General features: G+C 64.7%; 25 protein-coding genes and 1 tRNA gene. 6 read left to right on the forward strand and 20 right to left on the reverse strand.

Annotated features, from left to right (window positions below; all coding sequences use genetic code 11):
• Positions 1–34: 34 nt before the first annotated feature.
• From leuA to D7S86_RS02505, 4 genes are all read right to left on the reverse strand, one after another.
• The gene (gene leuA / locus D7S86_RS02490) at positions 35–1,720 is read right to left on the reverse strand and encodes a 2-isopropylmalate synthase (RefSeq protein WP_121083014.1); all 1,686 of its coding nucleotides are present in this window, start codon (positions 1,718–1,720) and stop codon (positions 35–37) included.
• 617 nt (positions 1,721–2,337) lie between these two features.
• Entirely contained in the window at positions 2,338–3,288 is a 951-nt protein-coding gene (gene ybiB, locus D7S86_RS02495; protein ID WP_205962729.1) for a DNA-binding protein YbiB, read from the reverse strand.
• 273 nt (positions 3,289–3,561) lie between these two features.
• A complete protein-coding gene (locus tag D7S86_RS02500; RefSeq protein ID WP_121083020.1) occupies positions 3,562–4,692 on the reverse strand; it encodes a CmpA/NrtA family ABC transporter substrate-binding protein in 1,131 nt (376 codons plus the stop codon).
• 176 nt (positions 4,693–4,868) lie between these two features.
• Positions 4,869–5,522, reverse strand: a complete 654-nt coding sequence (locus D7S86_RS02505) for an ANTAR domain-containing response regulator (RefSeq protein ID WP_121084228.1) — start codon at positions 5,520–5,522, stop codon at positions 4,869–4,871.
• Between the two features lie 152 nt (positions 5,523–5,674).
• Here D7S86_RS02505 and D7S86_RS02510 point away from each other — a divergent pair, with 152 nt between their 5' ends.
• Positions 5,675–6,373, forward strand: coding sequence for a fumarylacetoacetate hydrolase family protein (locus D7S86_RS02510; RefSeq protein ID WP_121083023.1), 699 nt, complete (start codon positions 5,675–5,677; stop codon positions 6,371–6,373).
• A 379-nt stretch (positions 6,374–6,752) separates the two neighbouring features.
• Here the strand turns inward: D7S86_RS02510 and ftsY are convergent, their stop codons facing one another.
• Entirely contained in the window at positions 6,753–8,174 is a 1,422-nt protein-coding gene (gene ftsY, locus D7S86_RS02520; protein ID WP_121083026.1) for a signal recognition particle-docking protein FtsY, read from the reverse strand.
• A gap of 168 nt (positions 8,175–8,342) precedes the next feature.
• Between ftsY and rsmD the strand changes: the two genes are divergently transcribed.
• Genes rsmD through D7S86_RS02535 form a run of 3 tightly spaced genes read left to right on the forward strand, consistent with a single transcriptional unit; the run spans position 8,343 to position 9,792 of the window.
• Positions 8,343–8,960, forward strand: coding sequence for a 16S rRNA (guanine(966)-N(2))-methyltransferase RsmD (gene rsmD, locus D7S86_RS02525; protein WP_121083029.1), 618 nt, complete (start codon positions 8,343–8,345; stop codon positions 8,958–8,960).
• Between the two features lie 57 nt (positions 8,961–9,017).
• The gene (gene coaD, locus D7S86_RS02530; RefSeq protein WP_121083032.1) at positions 9,018–9,509 is read left to right on the forward strand and encodes a pantetheine-phosphate adenylyltransferase; all 492 of its coding nucleotides are present in this window, start codon (positions 9,018–9,020) and stop codon (positions 9,507–9,509) included.
• Positions 9,510–9,531: 22 nt separating this feature from the next.
• On the forward strand, positions 9,532–9,792 hold the full coding sequence (locus tag D7S86_RS02535) for a YfhL family 4Fe-4S dicluster ferredoxin (RefSeq protein WP_121083035.1): 261 nt from the start codon (positions 9,532–9,534) through the stop codon (positions 9,790–9,792).
• Between the two features lie 214 nt (positions 9,793–10,006).
• Here the strand turns inward: D7S86_RS02535 and hisC are convergent, their stop codons facing one another.
• The 8 genes from hisC to D7S86_RS02575 all read right to left on the reverse strand — a co-directional run bounded on the left by hisC (position 10,007) and on the right by D7S86_RS02575 (position 17,235).
• Positions 10,007–11,083 carry a histidinol-phosphate transaminase gene (hisC, locus tag D7S86_RS02540; RefSeq protein WP_121083038.1) on the reverse strand — a complete coding sequence of 359 codons (1,077 nt, stop codon included), beginning with the start codon at positions 11,081–11,083 and terminating at the stop codon, positions 10,007–10,009.
• A gap of 132 nt (positions 11,084–11,215) precedes the next feature.
• Positions 11,216–11,806, reverse strand: a complete 591-nt coding sequence (gene pth / locus D7S86_RS02545; RefSeq protein ID WP_121083041.1) for an aminoacyl-tRNA hydrolase — start codon at positions 11,804–11,806, stop codon at positions 11,216–11,218.
• 149 nt (positions 11,807–11,955) lie between these two features.
• Entirely contained in the window at positions 11,956–12,567 is a 612-nt protein-coding gene (locus tag D7S86_RS02550; RefSeq protein WP_121083044.1) for a 50S ribosomal protein L25/general stress protein Ctc, read from the reverse strand.
• Positions 12,568–12,738: 171 nt separating this feature from the next.
• A complete protein-coding gene (locus D7S86_RS02555) occupies positions 12,739–13,698 on the reverse strand; it encodes a ribose-phosphate pyrophosphokinase (RefSeq protein WP_121083047.1) in 960 nt (319 codons plus the stop codon).
• Positions 13,699–13,767: 69 nt separating this feature from the next.
• A tRNA-Gln gene (locus D7S86_RS02560) sits at positions 13,768–13,844 on the reverse strand.
• Between the two features lie 50 nt (positions 13,845–13,894).
• Positions 13,895–14,767, reverse strand: a complete 873-nt coding sequence (ispE, locus tag D7S86_RS02565; RefSeq protein ID WP_121083050.1) for a 4-(cytidine 5'-diphospho)-2-C-methyl-D-erythritol kinase — start codon at positions 14,765–14,767, stop codon at positions 13,895–13,897.
• 48 nt (positions 14,768–14,815) lie between these two features.
• Positions 14,816–15,406, reverse strand: a complete 591-nt coding sequence (lolB, locus tag D7S86_RS02570; RefSeq protein WP_121083053.1) for a lipoprotein insertase outer membrane protein LolB — start codon at positions 15,404–15,406, stop codon at positions 14,816–14,818.
• A complete protein-coding gene (locus tag D7S86_RS02575) occupies positions 15,406–17,235 on the reverse strand; it encodes a tetratricopeptide repeat protein (RefSeq protein WP_121083056.1) in 1,830 nt (609 codons plus the stop codon). The genes lolB and D7S86_RS02575 overlap by 1 nt, the downstream gene beginning before the upstream one ends.
• Before the next feature lie 94 nt (positions 17,236–17,329).
• Here D7S86_RS02575 and mutM point away from each other — a divergent pair, with 94 nt between their 5' ends.
• Positions 17,330–18,160, forward strand: coding sequence for a bifunctional DNA-formamidopyrimidine glycosylase/DNA-(apurinic or apyrimidinic site) lyase (mutM, locus tag D7S86_RS02580; RefSeq protein ID WP_158601840.1), 831 nt, complete (start codon positions 17,330–17,332; stop codon positions 18,158–18,160).
• Between the two features lie 124 nt (positions 18,161–18,284).
• A complete protein-coding gene (gene mutY / locus D7S86_RS02585; RefSeq protein WP_166444087.1) occupies positions 18,285–19,391 on the forward strand; it encodes an A/G-specific adenine glycosylase in 1,107 nt (368 codons plus the stop codon).
• Between the two features lie 127 nt (positions 19,392–19,518).
• Here mutY and D7S86_RS02590 read toward each other — a convergent pair whose 3' ends face one another.
• From D7S86_RS02590 to lptB, 7 genes are all read right to left on the reverse strand, one after another.
• Positions 19,519–20,145, reverse strand: a complete 627-nt coding sequence (locus D7S86_RS02590; protein WP_121083065.1) for an LON peptidase substrate-binding domain-containing protein — start codon at positions 20,143–20,145, stop codon at positions 19,519–19,521.
• Between the two features lie 27 nt (positions 20,146–20,172).
• Positions 20,173–21,048 (reverse strand): RNase adapter RapZ, encoded by an 876-nt coding sequence (gene rapZ, locus D7S86_RS02595; RefSeq protein ID WP_121083068.1) that lies wholly within the window; start codon positions 21,046–21,048, stop codon positions 20,173–20,175.
• A gap of 90 nt (positions 21,049–21,138) precedes the next feature.
• Positions 21,139–22,107, reverse strand: coding sequence for an HPr(Ser) kinase/phosphatase (gene hprK, locus D7S86_RS02600; RefSeq protein ID WP_121083071.1), 969 nt, complete (start codon positions 22,105–22,107; stop codon positions 21,139–21,141).
• A gap of 107 nt (positions 22,108–22,214) precedes the next feature.
• Complete coding sequence (gene ptsN, locus D7S86_RS02605; RefSeq protein WP_121083074.1) at positions 22,215–22,670, reverse strand: PTS IIA-like nitrogen regulatory protein PtsN; 456 nt, start codon at positions 22,668–22,670, stop codon at positions 22,215–22,217.
• 449 nt (positions 22,671–23,119) lie between these two features.
• The gene (hpf, locus tag D7S86_RS02610) at positions 23,120–23,488 is read right to left on the reverse strand and encodes a ribosome hibernation-promoting factor, HPF/YfiA family (protein WP_121083077.1); all 369 of its coding nucleotides are present in this window, start codon (positions 23,486–23,488) and stop codon (positions 23,120–23,122) included.
• A gap of 222 nt (positions 23,489–23,710) precedes the next feature.
• Entirely contained in the window at positions 23,711–25,219 is a 1,509-nt protein-coding gene (locus D7S86_RS02615) for an RNA polymerase factor sigma-54 (protein WP_121083079.1), read from the reverse strand.
• A 334-nt stretch (positions 25,220–25,553) separates the two neighbouring features.
• Positions 25,554–26,330 (reverse strand): LPS export ABC transporter ATP-binding protein, encoded by a 777-nt coding sequence (gene lptB / locus D7S86_RS02620; protein ID WP_121084230.1) that lies wholly within the window; start codon positions 26,328–26,330, stop codon positions 25,554–25,556.
• Position 26,331: the final 1 nt, after the last annotated feature.

The raw sequence follows: 26,331 nt of genomic DNA on the forward strand, positions 1-26,331 counted from the left end.
CCGCGCATTCGAGCCGCAAGGTCACGGGTATCACTTAGGCCGCGAGCGCCGATTCGCTGACCGCAATCGCGCGTGCGCCACGGTTCACTGCACAGACGACGGCATCGATGACCGCCATGTCCCGCGAATCCCGGATCGACGCGCCGTACCGATGCACGCTTCCGTCGTCCTGCCCGACATCGGCCCGCGCGCCGTGCCGCGACGCGCCGCCGATCCGGACGCCGACGAACACCGCCGTCTTCCCGTCAGCCGTGCGCTGTTCCTCGATATCGACGACCCCGACCGCTTGGCCAATGACCTGGGCGATCGCCGCCGCGACCTTGCCCGCATCGACCGGACCGGCCGGCATCCCGAAGTCGGTGTCGACGAAGCGCAACGTCTGCGGCGCGACGCGCTCGACCGGGCCTGTCGCCTCGAGATAGACCTGAGCGAACAAATCGCAAATCCCCTGCGGCGTGACCTCGATGCCGGTTTCGTCCGCACGTTCCTGCACGATGCGGCTGAATTCGATCTGCATCCGGCGCGGCGGCGTCGCGCCGATGCCGCGTTCGAGCAAGTAAGTCGTACCGCCCTTGCCCGACTGGCTGTTGACGCGAATCACCGCGTCGTAGCTGCGGCCGACATCGGCCGGATCGATCGGCAAATAGGGGACTTCCCAGATCGCGTCGACATCCTGCTGGGCGAAGCCCTTGCGGATCGCATCCTGATGCGAACCCGAGAACGCCGTGTAGACGAGATCGCCCGCATACGGATGGCGCGGATGGACGGGAAGTTTGTTGCAGTGTTCGACCGTGCGCCGCACGGCGTCGATGTCCGAGAAGTCGAGCCCGGGCGAGATGCCCTGCGTATAGAGATTCATCGCGAGCGTCACGATGTCGACATTCCCCGTTCGCTCGCCGTTGCCGAACAAGCATCCTTCGATGCGATCCGCGCCCGCGAGCAAGGCCAACTCGGCGGCGGCGACCGCCGTACCCCGATCGTTGTGCGGATGCACCGACAAGACGATGCTGTCGCGGAACGCGAGGTTGCGGTCCATCCATTCGACCTGGTCCGCAAACACGTTCGGCATGGCGGCTTCGACGGTCGCCGGCAAGTTCACGATCATCTTGTGCGCGGGCGTCGGACGCCAGACGCCCGATACGGCGTCGCAGACCTCGCGCGCGAAGCTGAGCTCCGTCATGCTGAAAGTCTCGGGCGAGTACTGGAAGGTCCAGTGCGTCTGAGGCCGTTCGGCCGCGCATCGCTTGATCGTGCGCGTGCCTTCGACCGCAAGCGCCTTGACTTCGTCGCGGCTCATGCCGAACACGATCTTGCGGAACGACGGCGCCGTCGCGTTGTAAAGATGGACGATCGCGCGCGGCACGCCTTCGAGCGACTCGAACGTGCGCTCGATGAGATCGGTCCGCGATTGCGTGAGGACTTCGATCGTCACGTCGTCGGGAATGCGCTTCTCGACGATGAGGCGGCGGATGAAATCGAACTCGGTCTGCGAGGCCGAAGGAAAGCCGACTTCGATCTCCTTGAAGCCGATCTTCACGAGCGCGTCGAAGAATTCGAGCTTCGTCTCGATGCTCATCGGATCGATCAACGACTGGTTGCCGTCGCGAAGATCGGTGCTCATCCAGATCGGCGCCTGGGTGACCGTGCGCGACGGCCATCGGCGGCCGGTGAGCGCCACGGCGGGGAACGGACGGTATTTGGTGGACGGGTTGGTGATCATGTTCGCCTCGGATTCGAATTCGGAAATCGCTTGTCTACGGGGTGTGGCTCAAGGCGAACGGAATTGCCACAGGCACGGGTTCCGTCAGCCGATCGGTAGCGCTAGCGTTAGGGTCGAATCGAGAATCGCGATGCGGAACATGACGTTTTCCAGATCTGGCCGCCGGTTGGGTGGCCAAAGGTTCTGAAATGGTGCGTTCGGCGGGCGGATGGCCTCGTACCGTCAAACCACTTCAACTGTAACTGGGGATGCTGCGGGAACTGCGGATGCGCTGACGCGCAGGGGCCTTACGCTAGCGCCGGTAGTCGGCGTAGCGATAGCCGCTGCGATAGCAGGCGAATAACGCGGAGGGAGAAAAGTGCGATGGATTGCATAAATGCGACTATAGAGGCGCGCGTCGCGGACTGTCAACCCGCTTCCGGGGGCGACGAATCGAATCCCGCGCGACGCCCCGGCGCGGCGCACGCTTGGCCGGCCCGTTCCGGGGCGCATCGTTCGGCCGCACGCGGCGCGAAGCATGACGCCCCATAGGCAATATTCGACCGTATGCCGGGCGAATCACGCCCCGCATCGATGTTCGGGCGCGCACGAGGCGGATCGCGCCCCTCAGACACCGTTCAAGCCCGTGCGGCAATCCGTTTGATGACCTCGACCTGCCGCACGATTTCGGGCGGCGCCGCCTGTTCGCCGGCGAGGACACGCTCGATCCAGCGCGCCGTGGATGCCGCGTCGCGTTCGGGCAGCTCGGCGGGGGGCGCATCGTCGGCACGCCGTTCCGATTCGACGAGCGTCTCGGCTTCGCCGTCGTGGATCCAATCGATTTGCACCTGACGACGCGTGTCGGCGACCGCTTCGCCTTCCGTGCCGCGCGCGAGCAGTGCGCCGCCCGCCGCCGCGTCCGGGTGATCGCGGAACAACTGCGAGAGATTGTCGCGATACGGCGGATGCGTGTAGTTGACGAGCCGCAACGCCGGCTCGGCGAATGGCTGGAGCAATTTGACGAGCGTATGCGTCGAGTTGCGCACGCCGAGCACGCGACGCAGCGCGAGCAAGCGGGCCATCTTCGGCGAGAGCGTCGCAATCGGCGCAAAAGCGACATGCGCGCGTGCGAGTCCCTCGTTGACGTCCGCGGTTTCCGAGGCGGCGGATATGCCGAGTTCGGCAAATATCTCGGCGCTCGTGACGCGTCCGGGGTCGTCGGTCACGCCGTGCACGAGCACGGGAACGCGTTCGCGCGCGAGCAGCATCGCGAGCAGCGGCGTCAGGTTGGCCTGTTTGCGCGCGCCGTTATAGGTCGGAATCGACACGGCGCGATAGGCGCCGTCGGGGGTGTCGAGCGGTTCGATCGTCGCGTGCGCGGCCGCGAGCATGCCCGATAGTTCCTCGGGCGTCTCGCCCTTGAGCCGGTAGGCGAGGAGTACGGCGCCGAGCTCGACGTCGCTGACGCGCCCGTCGAGCATCGCGGCATAGAGATCGTACGCATCGTCGCGCGAGAGCGGACGCGCGCCGTTCGGGCCGCGGCCGATTTCCTTGATCAGGCGTGCGCAGGAAAACGTCGACACTGTCATTGTTTGAAATCTCGTGGGGAGAGCAATGCGCATTATCGCGCGAGCGTGCGGCGCGCGCGTCCGGCGCGGATCGTACAGGCGGCGGTGCCGACGCGGGGCTAACCGGTCGCCGGTACGGCGCGGTGCTGACAGGTCGCCCTTCAGGCGCGGAGCTGGCAGGTCACGGGTCCGGCGCAGGGCCGACAGGGCACCCGTCCGGCCCGGGACCGACAGGTCGCCCGTCCGGGGCCGGTCGCAAAGACATCCGTGCCGGCAGGAGCGGTGGCGCCTGCGTCAGGCGCGGATCGCGAACCCGTCCGCGTACGCGCGCGGATCGGCGGCGTCCCAGACGGTGCCGTCGACCAGCGTCGAGCGCCGCAACGGGCTCGCCGGTAACGCGACGCCCGTCGCGCGCGCCGCGTCGGCGTAGAGATCGATCCGGTTCACGCGCTCGGCGACGGCCTCATAGTCCGGATGGTCATTGACCATGCCCCAGCGCTTGTGCTGGGTCATGAACCAGATCGCGTCGGAGAGATACGGATAGTTGACGGCGCCTTCGGCATGAAACCGCACGCGATGCGGGTCGTCCCATGCGTGTCCGGCGCCGTCCGCGTACCGGCCCAGCAAGCGTGGCGCGATCGCGAGCGGATTGACGTCGACGTATTCGCGCGCCGAGACGACGCCTGCCGTGCACGCGCGATTTTCGTCCGACGCATCGATGAAGCGCGCGGCGTCGAGCAACGTCGCGATCAGCGCACGCGCGGTATCGGGATGACGCGCCGCGAAATCGGCCGTGCAGGCGAGGACTTTTTCGGGGTGGTCGGGCCAGATCCGCTGCGACGTCGCGATCGTGAATCCCGTGCCGCGCTCGATCGCATCGGCGTGCCAGGGCTCGCCCGCGCAGAAGCCGACGACGCGTCCGTCGGCCATATTCGCGACCATCTGTTGCGGCGGGACGCTCAGTGTGCGCACGTCGCGCAGCGGATCGATGCCGTGCGCCGCGAGCCAGTAGTTGAGCCAGAGCGCGTGCGTGCCCGTCGGAAACGTCTGCGCGAAGATCGCGCGCCCGTCTGCGGCGCGCAGATAGCGCGCGAGCGTCTCGCCGTCCGTGACGCCGTCGCGGCGCAGTGACGACGAGACCGTGATCGCCTGACCGTTCTGATTGAGCGTCATGAGTACGGCCATGCCGGTTTGCCGGCTGCCGATCCCGAGTTCGGTGCCGTAGACCATCCCGTACAGCGCGTGACCCGCATCGAGCTCGCCCGCGATCAGCTTGTCGCGTAGGGCGGCCCACGACGCTTCGCGCTGCGCGACGATGCGGATGCCGTGCTTCGCGCCGAGTTCGAGCGCGATCGCGACGGCGATCGGCGCGCAGTCGGTCAACGGAAGAAACCCCACGCGAACTTCGGTTTTCTCGATACTCATGCGGATATCCGACTCGTTAAATGGCACGCCGCCGCCGGCTCGTTCGTCTAGTCGACCTCGCGTGGGCGCGTCCGCCCGGCACGTGCGCGTCCCCGCTCACCGGCCTCCACCCGCCACTCCCACTCCCACTCCCACTCCCACTCCCACTCCCGCAATTGCCGCCGATGTTCACGGCTTCAATCGCCCACCGCCGCGGCGATATCGATGATCCACTGGGCGGCCTGCGCGAGGCGCAGCTTTTTCTCCATCGCGAGGCGGCGAAGCCGGTGATAAGCCTCGTCTTCACTGATGCCGAACTGCTTGATCAACAACCCTTTCGCCCGCTCGACGAGCTTGCGTTCGGCGAGCTGATTGCGCGCGGATGCGAGCTCGCCGCGCAATTGTTGTTCGAAGCCGAAGCGCGCGAGCGCGACGTCGAGCACGGGCTTGACGCGCTCGGGCGTCAAGCCGTCGACGATATATGCCGTAATCCCCGCGGCAAACGCGGTCCGCATGCGCTCGGTATCATTGTTGTCCGTGAACAGCACGATGGGCCGCGGCGCATTGCGCGTCGAGAAGCAGACGTGCTCGAGCACGTCGCGCGCGGCCGCCTCCGATTCGATGATCACCATGTCGGGTTGCGACCGCTCGATGCGTTCGGGCAGATCGACATCCGCGTCCGCCACGCTCACGAGTTCGTAACCCGCTTCGGCCAATCCGGTACGGATGGCCTCGACATCCTCGTCGTGCGAATTGAACGGATCGCGCACGAGCAGGATGCGCAGCGCCGCGCCTTTGGGCGCTTCGCCTGCAGGCATGGGGCGGGAGGGCGGGGGCGAGTTCGGATCCATCGTGCTCAGTGGCAAGCCGCGCGGCGCGCCGGCCCGGTCCTCATCGCGCAAAACGCGTGGGGGTCCGATGCGGCGTCGGCGGCGCGGACTGTACCATGTCAATATCAGAGCCCATAGTCCGGATCGGATTCGGACATTTTCGTGGAGGTTGCATGACTTACGCATTCCCGCCGGCACCCGTGATTTCGGTGCCGGTCGCCGGCGTCGACGCCCAATTCCCGGTCCGCCGGATCTATTGCGTCGGACGAAACTACGAGGCGCACGCGCGCGAAATGGGGCACGATCCGAACCGCGAGCCGCCGTTTTTCTTTGCGAAGCCGGCCGATGCGATCGTCGTCGTTCCCGAGGGCGAAATCGGTGAATTCCGCTATCCCGCGCAAAGCGAGGACGTGCACCACGAGATCGAACTCGTGGTCGCGCTGAACGGCGGCGGCGTCAATATCGACGCGGAGCGCGCGCTCGATCATGTGTTCGGTTACGCGGTCGGTCTCGATATGACGCGCCGCGATCTGCAGGCCGAGGCGAAAAAGCTCGGGCGTCCGTGGGATACGGGCAAGGGCTTCGACGGCAGCGCGCCGATCGGACCGATTCATCGCGTGGAAGAGATCGGTCATCCGACGCAGGGCGCGGTCTGGCTCGATATCGACGGCAAGCAGGCCCAGCGCGGCGATTTGCACGAATTGATCTGGTCCGTCGCCGAGACGATCGCGTATCTGTCGCGGTTCTTCGAACTCAAGGCGGGCGATCTGATTTTCAGCGGCACGCCGTCGGGCGTCGGCCCCGTCAAGCACGATCAGTTGCTTGAGGGCGGCGTCGAGGGTGTCGGACAGATCAAGCTGTACGTGCGCTGATCGGCGCGGCTCGGCTGTGGTGCGGGGCCGCGGGGTGTTGCCGCGCGGCCCCGGATTCGATCAACGCCGTGTGACGTACCGGCGGGACGCCTTGGCCGTCGTGTCCGACGGGGCGGCGATGTAGTCGAAAGCGCGGCGTCCATGGCCGCCATGTGATCGGACCGGACATGCACAGGGGCGTGCCCTCAGGGTGCCCAGCCCCAGCGCCCAGCGCCCAGCGCCCAGCGCCCAGCGCCCAGCGCCCAGCGCCCAGCGCCCAGCGCCCAGCGCCCAGCGCCCAGCGCCCAGCGCCCAGCGCCCGCGGCACGTTACCCGTTACCGAGCCGTCGTTCTCGTCGGTTTTAGCGCGTGGGCGCGTGTTCGCTCGGGTACGGCGACATCATCCGAGTAGCGCGTCGGCGAACTCTTCGGCCGAGAACGGCTGCAGATCCTCGACTTTCTCACCAATGCCGATGAAGTAGACCGGCACGGGCCGCTGGCGCGCGATGGCCGCCAGAATGCCGCCCTTGGCCGTGCCGTCGAGCTTCGTGACGATAAGACCCGTGAGGCCCAGCGCGTCATCGAATGCCTTGACCTGCGCGAGGCCGTTTTGCCCCGTGTTCGCGTCGAGCACGAGCAGCACTTCGTGCGGCGCGCCCGCCATGGCCTTGCCGACCACGCGCTTCACCTTCTTGAGTTCTTCCATCAGGTGCAACTGCGTCGGCAGGCGGCCCGCGGTGTCGGCCATGACGACGTCGATGCCGCGCGCACGCGCCGCGCCGATGGCGTCGAAGATCACCGCCGCCGGATCGCCGCTTTCCTGCGACACGACGGTCACCTGGTTGCGTTCGCCCCAGATCGCGAGCTGTTCGCGCGCGGCCGCCCGGAACGTGTCGCCCGCGGCCAGCAGGACGGATTGATCGAAGCTCTGGAGGTGCTTCGCGAGCTTGCCGATACTCGTCGTCTTGCCCGCGCCGTTGACGCCCGCGATCATCATGACGAGCGGTTCGGCGCGGCCCAGCACCATCGAACGTTCGAGCGGACGCAGCAGGTCGATGAGCAGCGAACGCAGCGCCGCCTTGACCTGAGCGCCTTCGGTCAGTCGTTCGGCGCGCACCTTTTCGTGGAGCGCATCGAGCAGATATTGCGTGGCGTCGACGCCGGCGTCGGCCATCAGCAGCGCCGCTTCGAGTTCCTCGTACAGCGCTTCGTCGATCTTGACGCCGACGAACAGCGTGCTGAGGTTCGAACTGGTCTTGGACAGCCCCTGACGCAACCGCTGAAGCCACGAGGTTTTCTTTTCCGGCGCGACGGGAGGCGGCGGAATGACGATGGTTTCTTCAGGCGTGTCGTCGATCGGGGCGGCCGAGGCGGCGAGCGACGATGGCGAAGCCGAAGCTGAAGCTGAAGCCGGAGCCGGAGCCGGAGCCGGAGCCGGAGCCGGAGCCGGAGCCGGAGCCGGAGCCGAGTTGCGACTCGAGGGCGCGGGCGCGACGGCTTGTGTGCTGTCAGGCGAGCGGACGGGGCTCGATGCGGGCGCCTTCGCATCGCCGAAATCCAGGGCGCGCGGCGCGGCGGACGCGGGCGAATCGGCCGGCGTGGGCGCGACGACGGGCGCCGGTTCGATCCGCGCAGGCTCGGGTGTTGTGCGAACAGGCTCGGGGGGGCGCGCAAGCTCGGGCGCAGGCGTGCGCACAGGCTCGGCGGACGCGGGCTCGGCGCGGTGCTCGTCGCGCGCGTCTTGCGCGGTGTCGACTTCAGGCGTGGCCGTGTCGCTCGACGTCTTCGAGCCGGATTTGAAACGTTTGAAAAAACTGAACATGGCGGAAGGTCAGAACCCGTCGGGACGTCGGGTCGGTTGAAGGCCGAATCTTAACAGAGCGAGCGTACCGGCATCCGCGCCGACGTCCGCGCAGGCCCGCGCCGTCGGTCATTCGCCGTGCATTCGCGGCGTCATCGGGCATAATTCGGCGTCTCGAAGGAATTCATCATGCCGCGCCACCCCACTCACGACGCTCCGCCATCGCGACCGGCCGTCAAGCTGCGGCACGCGCCCCAGCAGGTCCGCATCATCGGCGGTCTCTGGAAACGCACGCCGCTGGCCGTCGCCTTGATCGACGGATTACGGCCGACGCCCGACCGCGTGCGCGAGACGGTCTTCAACTGGCTCGGACAGACGCTCGACGGCCTTGTCTGCGTCGACTTGTTCGCCGGAACGGGTGCGTTGGGTTTCGAAGCAGCGTCGCGCGGGGCGCAGCGCGTCGTGCTCGTCGAACAGCATCCGCGGGCGGCCGCGCAGCTTCGCGCGGTCAAGCTCAAATTGTCGGCCGAGGCCGTCGAGATCGTCGAGGCCGACGCGCTCCGATTCGCACGCGGCAGTACCCCGAAAAGCGCCGACGTGGTATTTCTCGATCCGCCGTTTGATTCGTCGCTGCTGGCCGACGTCTGGCCGCACGCGCTCAAGCTCGTCGCGCCGGGCGGCGCGCTGTACGTCGAATCGAAGGCGCCGGTCGAGGACCTCGGCGAACTGCCGCCCGATTGGGCGGTCGTGCGTCGAGGCCGCGCCGGCCTCGTGCACTACCATTTATTGCGTCACGACGTTCAATGAATCAGGCGCCCGTCGAGGTCGCGACGGCCCGACAGGGTGGCTCTTAGGAGGATGGCTATGGTGGTTGCGGTGTATCCGGGCACGTTCGACCCGCTGACTCGCGGACACGAGGATCTCGTGCGCCGTGCCTCGAGCATTTTCGACAAACTGGTCGTCGGCGTCGCGGACAGCCGAAACAAGCGGCCGTTTTTCAGCCTCGAAGAGCGTCTCGACATCGCACGCGAGGTACTGGGCCATTATCCCAACGTCGAAGTCGAGAGTTTTACGGGGCTATTGAAGGATTTTGTCCGCAAGAACGATGCGCGCGTGATCGTGCGCGGACTGCGCGCCGTATCCGACTTCGAATATGAATTCCAGATGGCCGGGATGAACCGCTATCTGCTGCCGGACGTCGAAACGATGTTCATGACGCCGTCCGATCAGTACCAGTTCATTTCGGGTACCATCGTCCGGGAGATCGCCCAATTGGGCGGTGATGTCAGCAAATTCGTGTTCCCGTCCGTCGAGGAACGCCTGATCGAGAAGGTGACGGTGCTTAAACGCGCTTGATCGCGCGGAATCGCCGCAAATTATGGCTCTGTTGATTACCGACGAATGCATCAACTGTGACGTCTGCGAGCCCGAGTGCCCGAACGATGCGATTGCGATGGGGGTCGATTACTACGTGATCGACCCGCATAAATGCACCGAATGCGTCGGGCATTTTGATGAACCGCAGTGCCGGCAAGTCTGTCCGGTCGAATGCATTCCGTTGAATCCGGAATGGGTCGAGTCGAAAGAGCAACTGATGGCCAAATATCTTCGGCTCACCGCTGAAAAGGCCGGCAAATAGCTATAGCGCGATCGCGCCGCCTCGGATTCACACGCATCCCGGCCGCGCGCGGATGCTATTTCAAGTCCCGAGTCCCGAGTCCCGAGTCCCGAGTCCCGAGTCCCGAGTCCCGAGTCCCGACTTTCGATTCGTTTCCTCACGCTGCGCGCCGATCCCGCTCGTCTTCCACCGCTTGGCTTGAGACGGCATCGGCGCGACCCCGCCCGACATTCGCTTAACTCGCGACCTTGACCAGCGTCTTGAGCGCGTCGATCAGTGCCTTGCACTCGGCATCGGTGCCGACCGAGATCCGCAGAAACTGCTCGATGCGCGGCAAACGGAAGTGCCGCACGAAAATCTCGCGTTCGCGCAGGGCCTGAGCGAGCGCCGCGGCGTCTTCGTCGGGATGGCGCGCGAAGACGAAATTCGCCGCGGACGGGAGCACCTCGAATCCGAGCGCCTGCAAGTCGGCGGTCAGCGTTTCACGTGTGGCGATGACGGCGTGGCGCGTCTTGTCGAACCATTCGACGTCGTCGAGCGCCGCAACGGCGCCGACCTGCGCGAGCCGATCGATCGGGTAGGAATTGAAGCTGTCCTTCACGCGCGTGAGCGCCTCGATGAGATCGCGATGGCCGATCGCGAAGCCGACGCGCAAGCCGGCCAGCGAGCGCGATTTCGACAGCGTCTGGACGACGAGCAGTTGAGGGAAGCGATCGATGAGCGCGATCGCCGACTCCGCGCCGAAATCGACATACGCCTCATCGATCACGACGACCGAATCCGGATTCGCGACGAGCAAACGCTCGATCTGCGCAAGCGTCAGCGCGCGGCCCGTCGGCGCATTCGGGTTCGCAATCAGGATGCCGCCGTTCGGGCGGCGATACGCGTCGACGTCGATCGAGAAATCGGACTCGAGCGCGATCGTCGTGAATTGGACCTCGAACAGACGCGCATACGTCGGATAGAAGCTGTAGGTCACGTCGGGGAACAGAATCGGCTCCGCGTGGCGCAGTAGACCCTGGAATATGTGTGCGAGTACCTCGTCCGATCCGTTGCCGACGAACACCTGTTCCGTGTGCACGCCCATGCGTTGCGCGATCGCCTCATGCAGCGCGCGCGACGTCGGATCCGGATAGCGGCGCAGCGTGTCGGCCTGACCGCCGAGTTCGGCGCTGAGCGCGGCCAGCACGCGCGGCGACGGCCCGTACGGGTTTTCGTTCGTGTTCAGCTTGACGGGGTGCGCGACCGCCGGCTGTTCGCCGGGCGTGTACGGGCTCAGACGGTGGACGATGTCGCTCCAGAATCGGCTCATGTTTTCAGCTTCTGTCAGTCACTTGCATGCGAGAGATGCGCGAGGCGTCCAGTGTCGCGTGTTCGACGCGTCGCGCGCAATAGGCGGGTCCATTTCGTCGGTCGCCCGACGACGTTCGAGGACATGGGGGCGCTAGGGCTGACGATGCAATTGCATCATGGCGCGCTCGATCTCGCCCTGGATGACCATCGGCATGACGGCGCTCGCACGTTCGAGCGCCACGTCGATCGCTTCCTGTTCTTCGCGGCGCGGCGGCTTGAGCACGAAGTTGACGACGTCGGCCTTGCCGCCGCCCGGGATCAGATCGCGCGGATGCCCGATCCCCACGCGCAGCCGGTAGTACTGCGGCGTCGTCAGATGCGCGCTGATGTCCTTGAGCCCGTTATGGCCGCCGCTGCCGCCGCCGAGCTTGAGCTTCGCGACACCCGGCGCGAGGTCCATTTCATCGTGCACGACGACGATCTCGTCGGGGAGGATCTTGTGAAAACGCGCGAGCGAGACGACCGACAGCCCGGACCGGTTCATAAAAGTCTGTGGCTGCAGTAGAAACACATCTTCGCCATGCAGGCGCGCCTTTGCCGCGAAGCCGTGGAAGCGCGACTCGTTGCGCAACACGGCGCCCGCTTCGCGCGCGAGCGTGTCGACGAACCAGAAGCCCGCGTTATGGCGGGTGGCCGCGTATTCCGCGCCCGGATTACCGAGACCGACGATCAGCTTGATCATGAATGCGTGCTCGTGTGGACCTGCCTGTGCGCGTACAAAAAAAATCCGCCGGGGCGTGTGCCGCGGCGGATAGTTCGACCGTCGCGAGACGGTTCGAGAGGATCGCGTAATGCGTATGAGGACGCCCGAAAGCGTCCTTCGAGCCGAACTTAGGCCGCGTCGCCGCCTTCTGCAGCTGCGCCTTCCTCCGAAACCACGGCTGCCGGCACGGTGACCGACAGGAACACGGGGTTTTCTTGCTCGACGTGCGGTGCGAGCTCGACGCCCTTCGGCAGGTTCAGATCCTTGACGTGCAGCGACTTGCCCACTTCGACGTTCGTCAGATCGACTTCGATGAATTCCGGCAGGTTCGCCGGCAGGCACACGAGGTCAACTTCGTTCATCACGTGCGTGAGGACCGCGCCGCCTTGCTTGACGGCCTTCGACGTTTCCTGGTTCAGGAAGTGAAGCGGCACCTTCGTGTGGATCTTCTTCGACGGATCGACACGTTGGAAGTCCACGTGCAGGATGATCTGCTTCCACGGGTGGTACTGAACGTCGCGCAGCAGCACTTGTTGCGACTTGCCCGCGATTTCGAGGTCGAGGATCGACGAGTGGAAGGCTTCCTTCTTCAGTGCGTGGAAGAGCGCGTTGTGATCGAGTTCGATCAGTTGCGGCTCGGCCGTTGCACCGTAGACGATGGCCGGGGTCTTGCCGGCGTTACGCAGGCGGCGGCTCGCACCCGTTCCCTGCAGACTGCGCTCGAAAGCGACGACTTTCATGGTGTTCTCCAAAAACTGTCCGCGACCAGACAGTGGATTAGGACTCGACGAGTCCGGTTTCTAAATAACGAAAGCGACGCCGTATGCGTCGCTTCGATTCCCGATACGGACGCGTACCGGAAAATTCGGCGGACCGCCGCGAGAACGGCGATCCCAATTCATGCACTTCGCTCAGGCGGCGTGTTCGGCGAACAACGACATCACGGACTCGCCGCTGCGGATCCGCTTGAACGTCTCGGCGAGCAGCGGGGCGCTCGACAGCAGTCGAATCTTCGAGCACTGGCGCGATTCCTCGCTGAGCGGAATCGTATCGGTCACAACGAGTTCGTCGAGCACCGACGACGCGAGACGCGCTGCGGCGCCGCCCGAGAGCACCGGGTGCGTCGCGTAGGCGAACACGCTCAGCGCGCCGCGATCCTTGAGGACCTGAGCCGCCTTGCAGAGCGTGCCTGCGGTATCGACCATGTCGTCCATGATCACGCATTGACGACCGGCGACATCGCCGATGATGTTCATGACTTCGGCGACATTCGCCTTCGGCCGGCGCTTGTCGATGATCGCGAGATCCGTGTTCAGCTGCTTCGCGAGCGCTCGAGCACGGACGACGCCGCCGATATCGGGCGACACGACGAGCAGATTGTCGTGATTCTGCTTGCGCAGATCCTGCAGCAGAATCGGGGTCGCGTAGATGTTGTCGACCGGAATGTCGAAGAAACCTTGAATCTGGTCCGCGTGCAGGTCCATCGTGATCACGCGATCGACGCCGGCGATCTGGAGCATGTTCGCGACGACCTTCGCCGAAATCGCGACGCGCGCCGAGCGCGGACGACGGTCCTGACGCGCATAGCCGAAGTACGGAATCGCCGCGGTGATCCGACCCGCCGACGCGCGCTTGAGCGCATCGACCATGATCATCAATTCCATCAGCGTGTCATTCGTCGGCGCGCAGGTCGACTGCAGGACGAAGACGTCCTTGCCGCGAACATTTTCCTGGATTTCGACTTGGATCTCGCCGTCCGAAAAACGGCTGACCATCGCTTTGCCAAGCGGGATGCCGAGAGTTTGGGTCACTTCCAGAGCAAGGCCAGGGTTGGCGTTGCCAGTGAAAACCATCAGGCCGTCGCTGCTCATCGTGTACCTGCAAATGACGCCCTACGCGAAGGAGCGACTGGACGCAAACTTTGGCAAAAGCGAGATATTTGGCAGGGGAGGAAGGACTCGAACCCTCGAATGCCGGAATCAAAATCCGGTGCCTTAACCAACTTGGCGACTCCCCTACACTAACCGATAGCTTGTCGGGTCGTAGGATACCCGGCAAAGCAAAAACTTATGACGCGAAGCTATACAACGGATGACGCTGCAAGCTTGCTGTTACGACGCTTCTCCAACTCGGAGGCACTTTCGCTTGCGCTTCAAGTGCGGCTTCCTTGCTGGGGAACGCGGCAAACACGCACGCTCCGGAACCCGTCATACGCGAGGCCGCGATTATATCCAACCAATCGAGCACTTTCGCAACTTCCGCGTACTTTTTTGCCACCACCGCCTGCATATCGTTTCGGCCGAAGCTGTCTGGCCAACCGATCGTGCTGCCGTGCTGTGCAAGAAAGTCCGTTATTGTGACGGCTTCACTGTCGCGTGTCAATTCCGGATCTGAAAAAATTTCGACAGTCGGAACATGCGCGTTCGGCACAATCACGAGGAAATGCCGAGCCGGCAATTCTACAGTGTCGAGCTCTTCGCCGACACCCCCCGCGAATGCATTTTCTCCAAAGATGAAGAACGGCACATCGGCGCCCAACTTGAGGGCGATGCGCTGCAAATCCTTGCGCGACACGCGCGTGTCCCACAAGCGATTGAGCGCGAGCAGGGTCGTGGCCGCATCGGAGCTTCCGCCGCCGATGCCGCCGCCCATCGGCAGACGTTTGTCGATCTCGATGTCGGCGCCGAACGCGGTCCCCGTATGCGCTTGCAGCAGCCGCGCGGCGCGCACGGTCAGGTCCGTGTCTTCGGGGACATTCGCGATCTCGTTGACGCGCCGGATCGCGCCGTCGTCGCGGCGCGCGAAGTGCAGCACGTCGCCCCAGTCGATCAACTGGAACACCGTCTGCAGCGCGTGATATCCGTCGGGGCGCCGACCCGTGATGTGCAGGAACAGATTGAGTTTCGCCGGCGCGGCGCAATCTCGAAGGGAAGTCGTCATTCGGGTCAAACAGGCAACGTAAAGAGGGCGTCCGCGTTCGAACGGCCTTCAGTGATCGAGCACGATGCGGATCGCGATCGGCGGCTCGGTGCGCACGAGATTCATACGCTTGACCGAGTTGTCCGCGGCGTACTCGTAGTAGTCGACGGTCCAGCCGTCCTGCTTGAGTTCCTTGATGCGGCCGTTGCTCGGATCGGTGTCCGTCGTGGCTTTCGAACCGGGCGCGGGCGCGGGTTCGAGCCAATAGCGAAGATTCGACACGGGCAACGCGAAACCCAGCGCGTCGTGCATGAGGTCGTCGACCTTCGGCGCGGTTTGCGGCGCGCGGTTCGGCATTTCAAGCGTCGCGCTCGCGGGTGCGGACTCGATGACCGCAAGCGTCTGGCCGAGCGGACTCTTGAGTTCGACGCTGACCGTCTCGCCTTCCTGATGCCATGTGAAATTGCCGTACGCGTTGCGTTCGGCGCCGTTCTGATCGTTGTACTTGATCGCAAAACGGCCTTCGTAATCGATCTGCGTGCGCGCGGTCGCCGCCGCTTGCGCGGGCGACGCCGGCTTCACGGGCGCTTGCGCGCACGCACCGAGCAGCAGGGTCAGGGCCGCCAGGCAGGCGGCCGAATCAAGCCGGAAAACTCGCATCAGGGGTTGGTCACGTCGAAATGCTTGAGCGTGTTGAGCACGGTCTCGTTGTCGGGTTCGAGCTTCAACGCATCGTGCCAAGCCTGCTTCGCTTCGTCCTGATGACCCGAGACCCAGAGGACTTCGCCGAGGTGCGCGCCGATTTCGGCATTGGGCTGGATTTGGTAAGCATGACGAAGCAGCGTGATCGCCTGGTCCTTGTCGCCCTGGCGATACTTGACCCAGCCGAGGCTATCCATGATGAACGCGTCGCGCGGCGAGAGCGCGGTCGCGCGTTCGACGAGCTTCTGCGCTTCAGGCAGACGCTCGTTACGATCGGCGAGCGAGTAGCCGAGCGCGTTGAAGGCGTTCGGATTGTTCGGCTGAAGCGTCATGAGCTTGCGCAGATCGGTCTCCATCGGACCGTAGTCGGCGAGCTTTTCCGACGCCATGGCGCGGTCGTACAGCAGATCGGGATCGTCGGGGAACTTCGCGATCGCTTCGTTGAGCCGCGCGCGCGCATCCGCATAGCGCTTCGCATCGAACAGAATGCCCGCGTCGGCGCGCATGATCTCGGCCTGATCGTGCGGGTCGGCCGATTGAAGCGCCGCGAGCGTACGGCGCGCGCCTTCGACGTCGCCTTGCTGCGCTTGAATCTGCGCGCGCGTGATCCGCGAGCCGATGTATTGCGGACTGCCCGACGTGATCTTGTCGAGCCACTTGAGCGCCGCCGGATAGTCCTTGCGATTGACCTCGATCTCGGCGAGATAGATATACGCCTGCCCGGCATCGACGCGCAGCGAATTCGATTGCTTCTCCGCGCCTTCGGCGTACTGCTGCAGATACGCGCTCGCTTCGTCGAATTGCTTTTGCTGAAGGTCGATCAAGGCGAGCGCGAGCAACGGTGCGAGATCCTTCGGATCGTTCCCGTGCATGGCCTCGAACTGCTTGCGCGCATTGTCGATCTGATCGTCGCTCAGATAGAGCTGCGCGAGCGTCGTGCGCAGGTCGCGCGTCGGACTGGCCTGCACGGCCTTTTCCATGGCCGCGATCGCTTCCTTGCGCTCGTCCGGTCCGATCTGCGCGAGCAGCAATGCCGCCGGCTCGAAGTCGGGTTTGAGCTTGAGCGCTTGTTCGAGCGACGCGCGCGCGCCTTGCTGATCGCCGACGATCAGTTGCTGGCGCGCGATCACGAGCGACGACACCGGCCGCTGCATGTCGTTCTTGAGCAGGTTCTGCAGCAACTTGAGACCGCCGCTGCGATCGGGGCCGCGCGCGATCAGCACCTGCAACTGCACGATCGTCGGAATGCGCTGATCTTCGGGTACCGCGGCGAGCTGCGTCGCGAGCAGCGGCTGGGCTTCGTCGAGTTTGCCGTTGAGGATCAGCAGCGATGCATCGAGCTGGGCCGCCGATTGATCGTCGGGCGCGTACTCGTGCCAGAGCCGCACGGCGGTCAACGCATCGGCGGGACTCTGCGCGCGCAGCGCGATTTCGGCCGCGCGCTTGGCCATGCGCGGATCCTTCGTGTCGCGCGCAAGCTCGACGTAGGCATTGAAGGCAGGCCCGGGTTCGCCGCGTTGAAGCGCGATTTCAGCGGCCAGCACCGTATAGAGGATTTCGCTCGACAGTTCGACGTTGGGCAGATCCTTCGCGTCGTCCGGGATCGGCGCGCTTGCGACGCTCGCGCCGGGATCGTCGGCATCGTCATCCGAGGGCTGCGCGTGCGCACCCGAAACCGTGAGTGCAAAGACTGCGAGTGCCGCGGCGCTCAATCGCGCGAGCGTACGCTTGGGGGAAGTAAGAGGCATCGACCGCTTCGAGAGAAGGTCCGCGAAAAGGAATTCCATAAAAATCCGGGCCAGGTTTCCGATGATTGTAACGCGGGTGGATAAAATAACGCGCAACGTGCCCACCCTGTTCAAGACAGCAGACCGATTCCCCATGCCAGAGTTGCCGGAAGTTGAAGTTACGCGCCGCGGCATATCACCGCACATTACAGAACAGGTCATCGAGCGCGTCGACGTGCGCACGCCGATGCTGCGCTGGCCGATCCCGTCGGGCTTGAGCGCGCTGGTCGGCGGCCAACGCGTGACGCGCGTCGAACGGCGCGGCAAATATCTGCTGATCGAAGTCGGCGCGGGCTGGCTCATCGTCCACCTCGGCATGACGGGCACGTTGCGCGTGTTGCCGCGCGCCGCGCTCGAACGTCTTCCCGACAAGCACGAGCACGTCGACATCGTGTTCGGGCAGACCGTCTTGCGGTTTCGCGATCCGCGCCGTTTCGGCGCGATTCTCTGGCACGCGCGGGACGCGGGCGACGTCGCCGATCATCCGCTGTTGCGCGCGCTCGGCGTCGAGCCGTTTTCGCCCGATTTCACGGCGCAACTCATGTTCGACCGCACGCGCGGACGCTCGGTGGCGATCAAGCAGGCCCTGCTCGCGGGCGATATCGTCGTCGGCGTCGGGAATATCTACGCATCCGAGAGTCTGTTCCGCGCGCGGATCCATCCGGCGCGCGCGGCGGGGCGCATCGCGCTATCCCGGTATGTGGCGCTCGCCGAGGCGATTCGCGATACCTTGGCCGAAGCGATCGCCAAGGGCGGCAGCACGTTGCGCGATTTCGTCTCCAGTGACGGATCGCGCGGCTACTTTCAGCTCGATTACTTCGTCTACGACCGCGCCGGCGAACCCTGCAAAGTCTGCGGCAACGCGATCCGCCAGATCGTGCAGGGCCAACGTTCGACGTTTTACTGTCCGCACTGTCAGCATTGATCGTGCCGCACTCACGCATCGCCTTTCTCGCGCGCCCGCCGCGCCGACCATGACCTCGCAGAACGATACCTTGCTTACTCCGCGTGCTTCCCATCGTTCGTCGAAGACCGATGCGAGTACCTCGATGATCGACACACTCGGGCCGGCATCCGGACGCCGCGCGCTCATCGAGTCGTTCGCGCCGACGCTGATCGCGTGGCAACGCGAGCACGGACGTCACGATTTGCCTTGGCAGCAGAGCCGTGATGCTTATCGCGTCTGGCTGTCCGAGATCATGCTGCAGCAGACCCAGGTCTCGACCGTGATTCCGTACTACACGCGGTTTCTCGAGCGGTTTCCGACGATCGAGGCGCTTGCGGGCGCGCCGTCCGACGAGGTCATGAGTCTGTGGGCCGGGCTCGGCTACTACTCGCGCGCGCGCAATCTGCATCGCTGTGCGCAGGTCGTCGTCGAAGCGTACGGCGGGCACTTTCCGCGGACGGTCGAGGCGTTGTCGAGTCTGCCGGGCATCGGGCGTTCGACGGCCGCCGCGATCGCCGCGTTTTCATTCGGCGCGCGCGAGGCGATTCTCGACGGCAATGTCAAACGCGTGCTCGCGCGCGTATTCGGCATCGACGGCTTTCCCGGCGAGAAACGCGTTGAAAACGCGATGTGGACGCTCGCGCAGACCTTGCTGCCCGCGCACGGCGACGCGGATATCGACGCATACACGCAGGGCCTCATGGACCTCGGCGCGACGCTGTGCACGCGGGGCCGTCCGGATTGCGCGCGCTGCGCGTTCACGCCGCATTGCGTCGCGTACGCGACGGGACGTCAACGCGAACTTCCCGTTGCGCGTCCGCGCAAGGCGGTGCCGGTCCGCCACACGCTGATGCTCGTCATGCGTCGCGGCAAATCGATCTGGCTCGAACGCCGGCCGCCGACCGGGATCTGGGGCGGCCTCTGGAGCTTGCCCGAGGGCAGCGACACGACCGCGCTCGCGCGCGTCGCCGAGCTGCACGGGTATCACGACAGCGCGAGTGCGTTCGAGCCGCTTGCGCCGCTTTCGCATACGTTCACGCATTTCAAGCTCGACATCGAGCCGATGCTGCTCGACATGGTCGCCGCGAAAACGCCATCGGCGCGCGACGATGCCGCGGGCCGCTGGGTCGCGCTGTCGGAGCTCGATGAATTCGGCCTGCCCGCGCCGGTCAAGAAACTGCTCGCCGGTTTGACGGGAACGCTGATCTGATCTCAGGGGCCACGCGATCCGCCGATCGTGCGGCGGCGAAGCTTGGGAACCGTGCGCGACGTCGCGACGCTTCGACGCCGATCGCGTTGCGGCGCCGATGCGATCGGCGTCGCACGCCATGGCTCGTTCAGAGCATCTGATGTTGTTGCATGAAGTGATGGACGATCTCGAGCCGCGCTTCCGCATCCTCGATTTCCATGAGCTTTTGTCGCGCGCGCAGCGGGATGGGCAGGATTTCCGCCAGCCGGTTGGACAGCCAGATCGGGTCTTCGAATCGATAAGGCTTGAGGAACGGCACATTGTTCGGATCGCGGTCGGCCACGCCCTTGATGATGCGTTCGAGGACTTCGGCACACGCCGCGTGCGGCGCGAGATAGGCGCGGCCGTCGGGGGGCGGGTCCTCGCCGATCGGTTCGGCCATGCCGCGCAGCAGACCGCTCGGTTCGACGCGCGTCGAGAGCAGTCGGAATCGATGGCCGCCCTTGACCTTGATCTGCATGAGCCCGTATTCCTGCACATCGCAATCGAGCAGATGCGCGAGGCAGCCGACGGACTCGGGCACCGTCGGCTCGTCGGGCCGCGCGACTTCATTGCCGCTGCGGATCATGCAGACGCCGAACGGGCTCTGGTCGCGCAGACAGTCGCGCATCATGTCGAGATAGCGCGCCTCGAAGATCTTCAACGGCAGCAGGCCGTCCGGAAAAAGCACCGTATGCAAGGGGAACAGCGGCAGGTCGGCGAGGATGGATGACATGGCGCTCCGCAACGTGATGCAAAGGGGTCAGGCGATCTTCCTGAGTTCGTCGGGTGGCGCAATCTCGCGGTGCCTGACGAGCACTTGCGCTTCGCCCGCAAAGCGCTTCCCGAGCGTCTCCGAGATGAACACCGACCGGTGCTGCCCACCCGTGCAGCCGATGCCGACGGTCAGGTAACTCCGGTTGTCGTCGCGAAAACGCGGCAGCCATTTGTGAAGATACGACGATATATCGCCGATCATCTCAAGCACGTCGGGTTCGGCTTCGAGGAATTCGATCACGGGACGATCGAGCCCGGTCAGCGGGCGGAGCCGATGGTCGTAATACGGGTTCGGCAAGGTCCGTACATCGAAGACGAGATCGGCATCGAGCGGAATGCCGCGCTTGAATCCGAACGACTCGAACATCAACAGCAGGCCCGTATGCTCGTGTTCGACGAATTTCTTGACCCACGCGCGCAGGGCGTTCGCGCGCAGGTTGCTGGTATCGATCTGGTGCCCGAGTTCGGCGAGTCCCGCGACGAGTTCGCGTTCGCGCTCGATCGCATCGCCGAGCGAGTCGATGCCGACGTCGGGATTGCCGCCCGACAGCGGATGCCGGCGGCGCGTTTCCGAAAAGCGCTGGATCAGCGCGGTCGTGCTCGCGTTGAGAAACAGAATGCTGACCTGATGCGCGGTGCGCAATTCGCGAATGATGTCGGGCAGGCCCGCGATCGATGTGCCCGAGCGCGCGTCGATCGCGACAGCCAGGCGCGATTGCCCCTCGTTCGCGAGATACCGCGCAAGCTCGGGCAGAAAGCCCGCCGGCAGATTGTCGACGCAGTAGTACCCCGCGTCCTCGAGCGCGTTGAGCGCAACAGATTTGCCGGAGCCGGATATGCCGGTGATAAGGACGATGCGCATGGGTCTGAAGAGTTTCAGCCATGATACCGTCAGATTCGGGTCGCGGACAGGCCCGGACGGCACCCGCGCCGCCCGGCTACGCGCGGGCGGTCAGATCAGCTTGCCCGGGAATTGGCTGTCGGGATCCTGCATCGCGAGACGCTGGCGATCCATGAAGTCGCGCAGCGTGTCGATCCCGCGCAGCTGGAGAATCGTGTTGCGGACCGCGGCTTCGACGAGCACCGCGAGGTTGCGGCCCGCGGCGACCTGAATCGTGACCTTGCTGATCGGCAGCCCGAGCACGTCGATCGTTTGCGATTCGAGCGGCAGCCGCTGGAACTCGCCGTCGGGGCGGCGCACGAGCTGGACGATGAGCTTGAGCTTCATCTTCCGGCGTACGGCGGTTTCGCCGAAGATCGTCTTGATGTCGAGCAGGCCGAGGCCGCGCACTTCGAGCAGGTTCTGCAGCAGCGGCGGGCAGCGCCCCTCGACGAATTCGGGCCCGAGACGCACGAAGTCGACCGCATCGTCGGCCACGAGGCCGTGCCCGCGGCTGATGAGTTCGAGGCCGAGCTCGCTCTTGCCGAGGCCGGAGTCGCCGGTCAGCAGCACGCCGACACCGAGGATATCGAGGAACACGCCATGCATCGTCGCGCGCGGCGCGAGGATCCGGGACATGTACAGCCGCAGGCTGTCGATGACGGCCGCGGCCGACATCGGCGTCGTGAACAGCGGCGTCGACGAGCGCGTCGCGCGCAGCACGAGATCGGGCGGCGCTTCGATGCCGCCGGCGACGACGAGAAACGGCGGTTCGAGCGCGATGAGCTCGGCCATGTTGCGGCGGCGATCTTCGTCGGTCTGACGCTGGTAGTACTGGATTTCGGCTTCGCCGAGCACCTGGATCCGGTTCGGGTGGATCAGGTTCAAGTGGCCGACGAGATCGGCGCTCGATGTCGCGGTCGCGACGGTTTCCGGGAGAAAACCGCGTTCCCAACCCTCATGCCCCGTGAGCCAGCTGAGTTTCAACGACGCGGCGTTGTCGTCGAAGATGCTTTGAGCGTTGATGCTGGACGTATCCATGGGGGTGTACGCAATCGTGGAAAGGGCGCCCGGCTATCGGCAGCGCTCGTCGTCGGACGTCGGGCATCCGGACATCGGATGTTCGGACAAATGGGCCCGCCCGTGCATCAGGGTTGCCACTCGGTAATCAGTTGATGAACGACGTTTCGGTCCGGCTCGGTCGTCAAGCGCACACGGACGTCACGGTCCGACAGCAATTGCGCGATCTCCGACAGGATTTCCAGATGTTGCTGCGTCGCTTGCTCGGGGACGAGCAGAAAAATGAGCAGGCCCACGGGCTGACCGTCGGGCGACTCGAACGCGATCGGCTCCGACAGGCGCACAAATGCCGCGAGCGGCTGCTTGAGCCCCTTGATCCGGCCGTGCGGAATGGCGACGCCTTCACCGAGTCCCGTCGAACCGAGCCGCTCGCGCGCGAACAGGTTGTCGGTGACGATGCTGCGCGCGATGCCGTGCTGGTTCTCGAAAATGAGACCGGCTTGTTCGAACACGCGCTTTTTGCTGGTGACGGCGAGCCCGAGAACGACGTTTTCGAGCGGTAAAAGTTTGGCTAGACGATTCATATTGTCAGGCGGATCGCGCCCTCGTGGCGCGTCCGGCACGACATTTCGAACTGCGAGCCCGGCAAGGGTTCAACAGTGTGTCGGGTCGTGTCGCGTTTTCCGGCTCTGTGGGTCCCCGTTAAGAGTCGGAACATTATAGATCAGCCAATCGGGCGATGGTGCGACGCGGCACCCTTGCCGCGCCGGGGGGGGCGCGCTACCGCGTGAACGCTTCCCGCTCATGCCCCCGTAAACGAGGATGCCCCGCGCAAGCGGGGCATTCGATTGAGATTACGTTCGAGATCAGATTCGCTATCGGTCCCTCAACGGGTTCGCAGAGCGCCGGCCGTCCGAGACCGGCCATTCCTGATCGGCCATTCGTCACCGGCCATTCGCGAACCGCGCACCGTTGTCCGCGTACCAGCGCTTCGCCAGCGCGCGGATTCGGGGGCACGCGTGGGCGCGTGCGTTCAGACCGCAGGTTGCTCGTTCAGCGTCGGCGACATCGCGTCGCCCTGATGCTTGATCGCGTGATGCGCATAGCCTTGCAGCTTGTCCTTGTAGCGCAGGACCTGACGATCGAGTTTGTCGATCAGCAGGTCGATCGCTGCGTACATATCCTCGTCACATGTTTCGACGAAGATGTCCTTGCCCTTGAGGTGGAGGTTGATTTCCGCCTTTTGGCGCTTTTCCTTTTCTCTATGATTGTCGACGGTCAGTAGTACCGCGGTCTCGATCACTTGGTCGAAGTGGCGTAGCACGCGGTCCAGCTTGGATGTCACGTAATCGCGCAGTGCGGGCGTAACGTCGAGATGGTGTCCACTGATCTTCAAGTTCATAGTGCTCTCCGTACAGAAAGCCGCTCACGCGTACTTTCGTACGACCACAGTGTCGGTCGGCTTGAGCCTGCCGCGCATCGGTAAGGATGCGCGCGACACGTCCGGGCCGAGATGCCGTGCAAACATGCAGTGGAACCCCGTCGAGGCGCGCTCTTCGTCGGCCGGCCTGGATCGCGCGATGCGTTCGCGGCCGGAAAATGCCTGCAACGGTATGTCGCGGGCTTATAAGGACTTGCGCAGGTTGACGGCTGGAATCTTCAAGGCTTCGCGGTACTTGGCCACCGTGCGGCGGGCCACCACGAAACCCTGTTCAGCCAGCAGTTCAGCGATGCGGCTGTCTGAAAGAGGTGTCTTCGGTTCTTCGGCTCCTATCAGTTGCTTGATGAGCGCCCGAATCGCCGTCGAGGATGCTGCCCCGCCGGTGTCGGTCGAAACGTGTGAACCAAAGAAGTACTTGAATTCGAGCGTCCCGAACGGCGTCAGCATGTATTTGCCGGTCGTCACACGGGAAACCGTCGACTCGTGAAGCCCCAGCGTATCAGCAATCTCACGCAAGACCAAGGGCCGCATGGCGATTTCGCCGTGAACAAAAAAATTCTTCTGCCGATCGACGATCGCCTGCGCAACTCTCAATATCGTTTCGAAGCGTTGCTGGATATTTTTTATCAGCCAGCGCGCTTCCTGAAGCTGCTGACGCAGCGACCCGCTGCCCGGATCGCCGCGATTGTTGCGCAGGATGTTCGCATAGAGATGATTGATCCGAAGGCGCGGCACGATGTCCGAATTGAGGTCGGCGAACCAGCCGTCCTTCGTCTTGCGAACGATGACGTCGGGCACGACATAGTCGGCCTCGGCCTTGCCGTAGGCCGCGCCCGGGAACGGTTCGAGCGAACGGATCAGCGTGTGCGCATCGCGAAGTTCGTCGTCGCCGACCTTGAGTTGCTTGCGAAGCCGCGTGAAATCCCGCGCCGCGAGCAGTTCGAGATGCTGCGACGCGATCTCGATCGCGAGGGCGCGATTCGGCGAGTCGTCCATGCGCAGCAACTGAAGCTTCAGGCACTCCGACGCCGAACGCGCGCCGACGCCCGGCGGATCGAAGCTCTGCAGCAAGGCGAGCGCCGCGGCGGCCTCGTCGGTGTCGATCTCGAGTTCTTCGGGCAAATCGGCGACGACTTCGTCGAGCGAGATCGACAGGTAGCCGTCGTCGTCGAGCGATTCGATCAGGAACGTCACGAGCGCGCGATCGCGCGGGCTCGCATTCGTCAGCCGCAACTGGGCGCTCAGATGATCGCGCAGGCTTGTGCTCGACTCCTGGAGCTGCATCGGCGGCAGATCGTCGTCGTCGGTCGCGGTGCCCGGACGCGAATAATCGTCGAGGCTCCACGGCGAATCGCCGTCGTTGTTGCCGTTGCTGAAATCGTCGAGTCCGTTGCGCTCGCGCGTGTCTTCGCCGTCGCCGTTGCTCGACGAGGAGGAGGACGTCGTCACGGGCGCCTCGGGGGCCGTCGGCGGCGCGCTTTGCTGCGATGCGAGCAGCGAACCGTCAGCCGCGACGCGCAAGGGGCTGCTGAGCCAGTCCTCGTCGTTTTCGAGCAGCGGGTTCTGCTGGACGGCGGTGGCGACCTCCTGCTGCAGTTCGAGCGTCGACAATTGCAGCAGCCGGATCGACTGTTGCAATTGCGGGGTCAACGCCAGATGCTGCGAGAGACGAAGTTGGAGGCTCGCTTTCATGTCGGGTGTGGTCCGTCAGTGTGCTGGTCGGCATTCGGTCAGGCAGGCACCGACGATGACGGTCGTATTCATTGTAGAGAGTTTGCCGCGCAGCGGGAACCACGGCAGCGCGGCGGGGTTTCAGCGCTTGACGCATGAATTCGGAGGCACTAAGGCCGGTTTCACCGTTCGCGCCGCGCACGTTCGGCGCGGGCGCGCGTCGCGCAAGACGCCTCCGCGTACCCCTCGTGCGACAGGCGAACGCGCGCGTCGGATCGGTCGGCATGCGCGATTCGGACGGCCCGCGACGGCCCGCCCGCGGCGAACCCGGATCGGCTGGGCCGCGCCCCCGCGCTTACATGCGGAAGTGCTCGCCGAGATAGACGCGGCGCACGCGTTCGTTTTCGATGATGTCCTTCGGCGCGCCCGACGCGAGCACGCTGCCGTCGCTGATGATGTAGGCGTGATCGCAGATGCCGAGCGTCTCGCGCACGTTGTGGTCCGTGATCAGCACGCCGATATTGCGCTCCTTGAGAAAGCGCACGATTTTCTGGATCTCGAGCACGGCGATCGGATCGACGCCCGCAAACGGCTCGTCCAGCAGAATGAAACTCGGGTTCGTCGCGAGCGCGCGCGCGATTTCGACGCGCCGGCGTTCGCCGCCCGACAGCGAAAGAGCAGGGTTGTCGCGCAGATGCGTGATCTGGAGCTCGTCCATCAGCGCCTCGGCGCGCGCGGACACGACGTTCGGCGTGAGCGGCTTGTCGTTCGCGTCGACCTGCAATTCAAGCACCGCGCGGATGTTCTGCTCGGCCGTCAGCTTGCGGAAGACCGAGGCTTCCTGCGGCAGATACGACAATCCGAGGCGTGCGCGCTGATGGATCGGCATACGGCTGATCGAATGGCCGTCGAGTTCGATATCGCCGCGATCGAGCGGCACGAGCCCGACGATCATGTAGAACGACGTCGTCTTGCCCGCGCCGTTCGGGCCGAGCAAACCGACGACTTCGCCGCTCTTCACGTCGATCGAGACGTCCTTGACGACGGTCCGCGCGCCATACCGCTTCTGAAGATTGCGGACGTTAAGCGTGCTCGTCTTGCCGGCGAGGCGCGGTTGGCTGATCTCGGGGATG

The organism is Pararobbsia silviterrae (genome assembly GCF_003628125.1).
GTDB lineage: Bacteria > Pseudomonadota > Gammaproteobacteria > Burkholderiales > Burkholderiaceae > Pararobbsia > Pararobbsia silviterrae.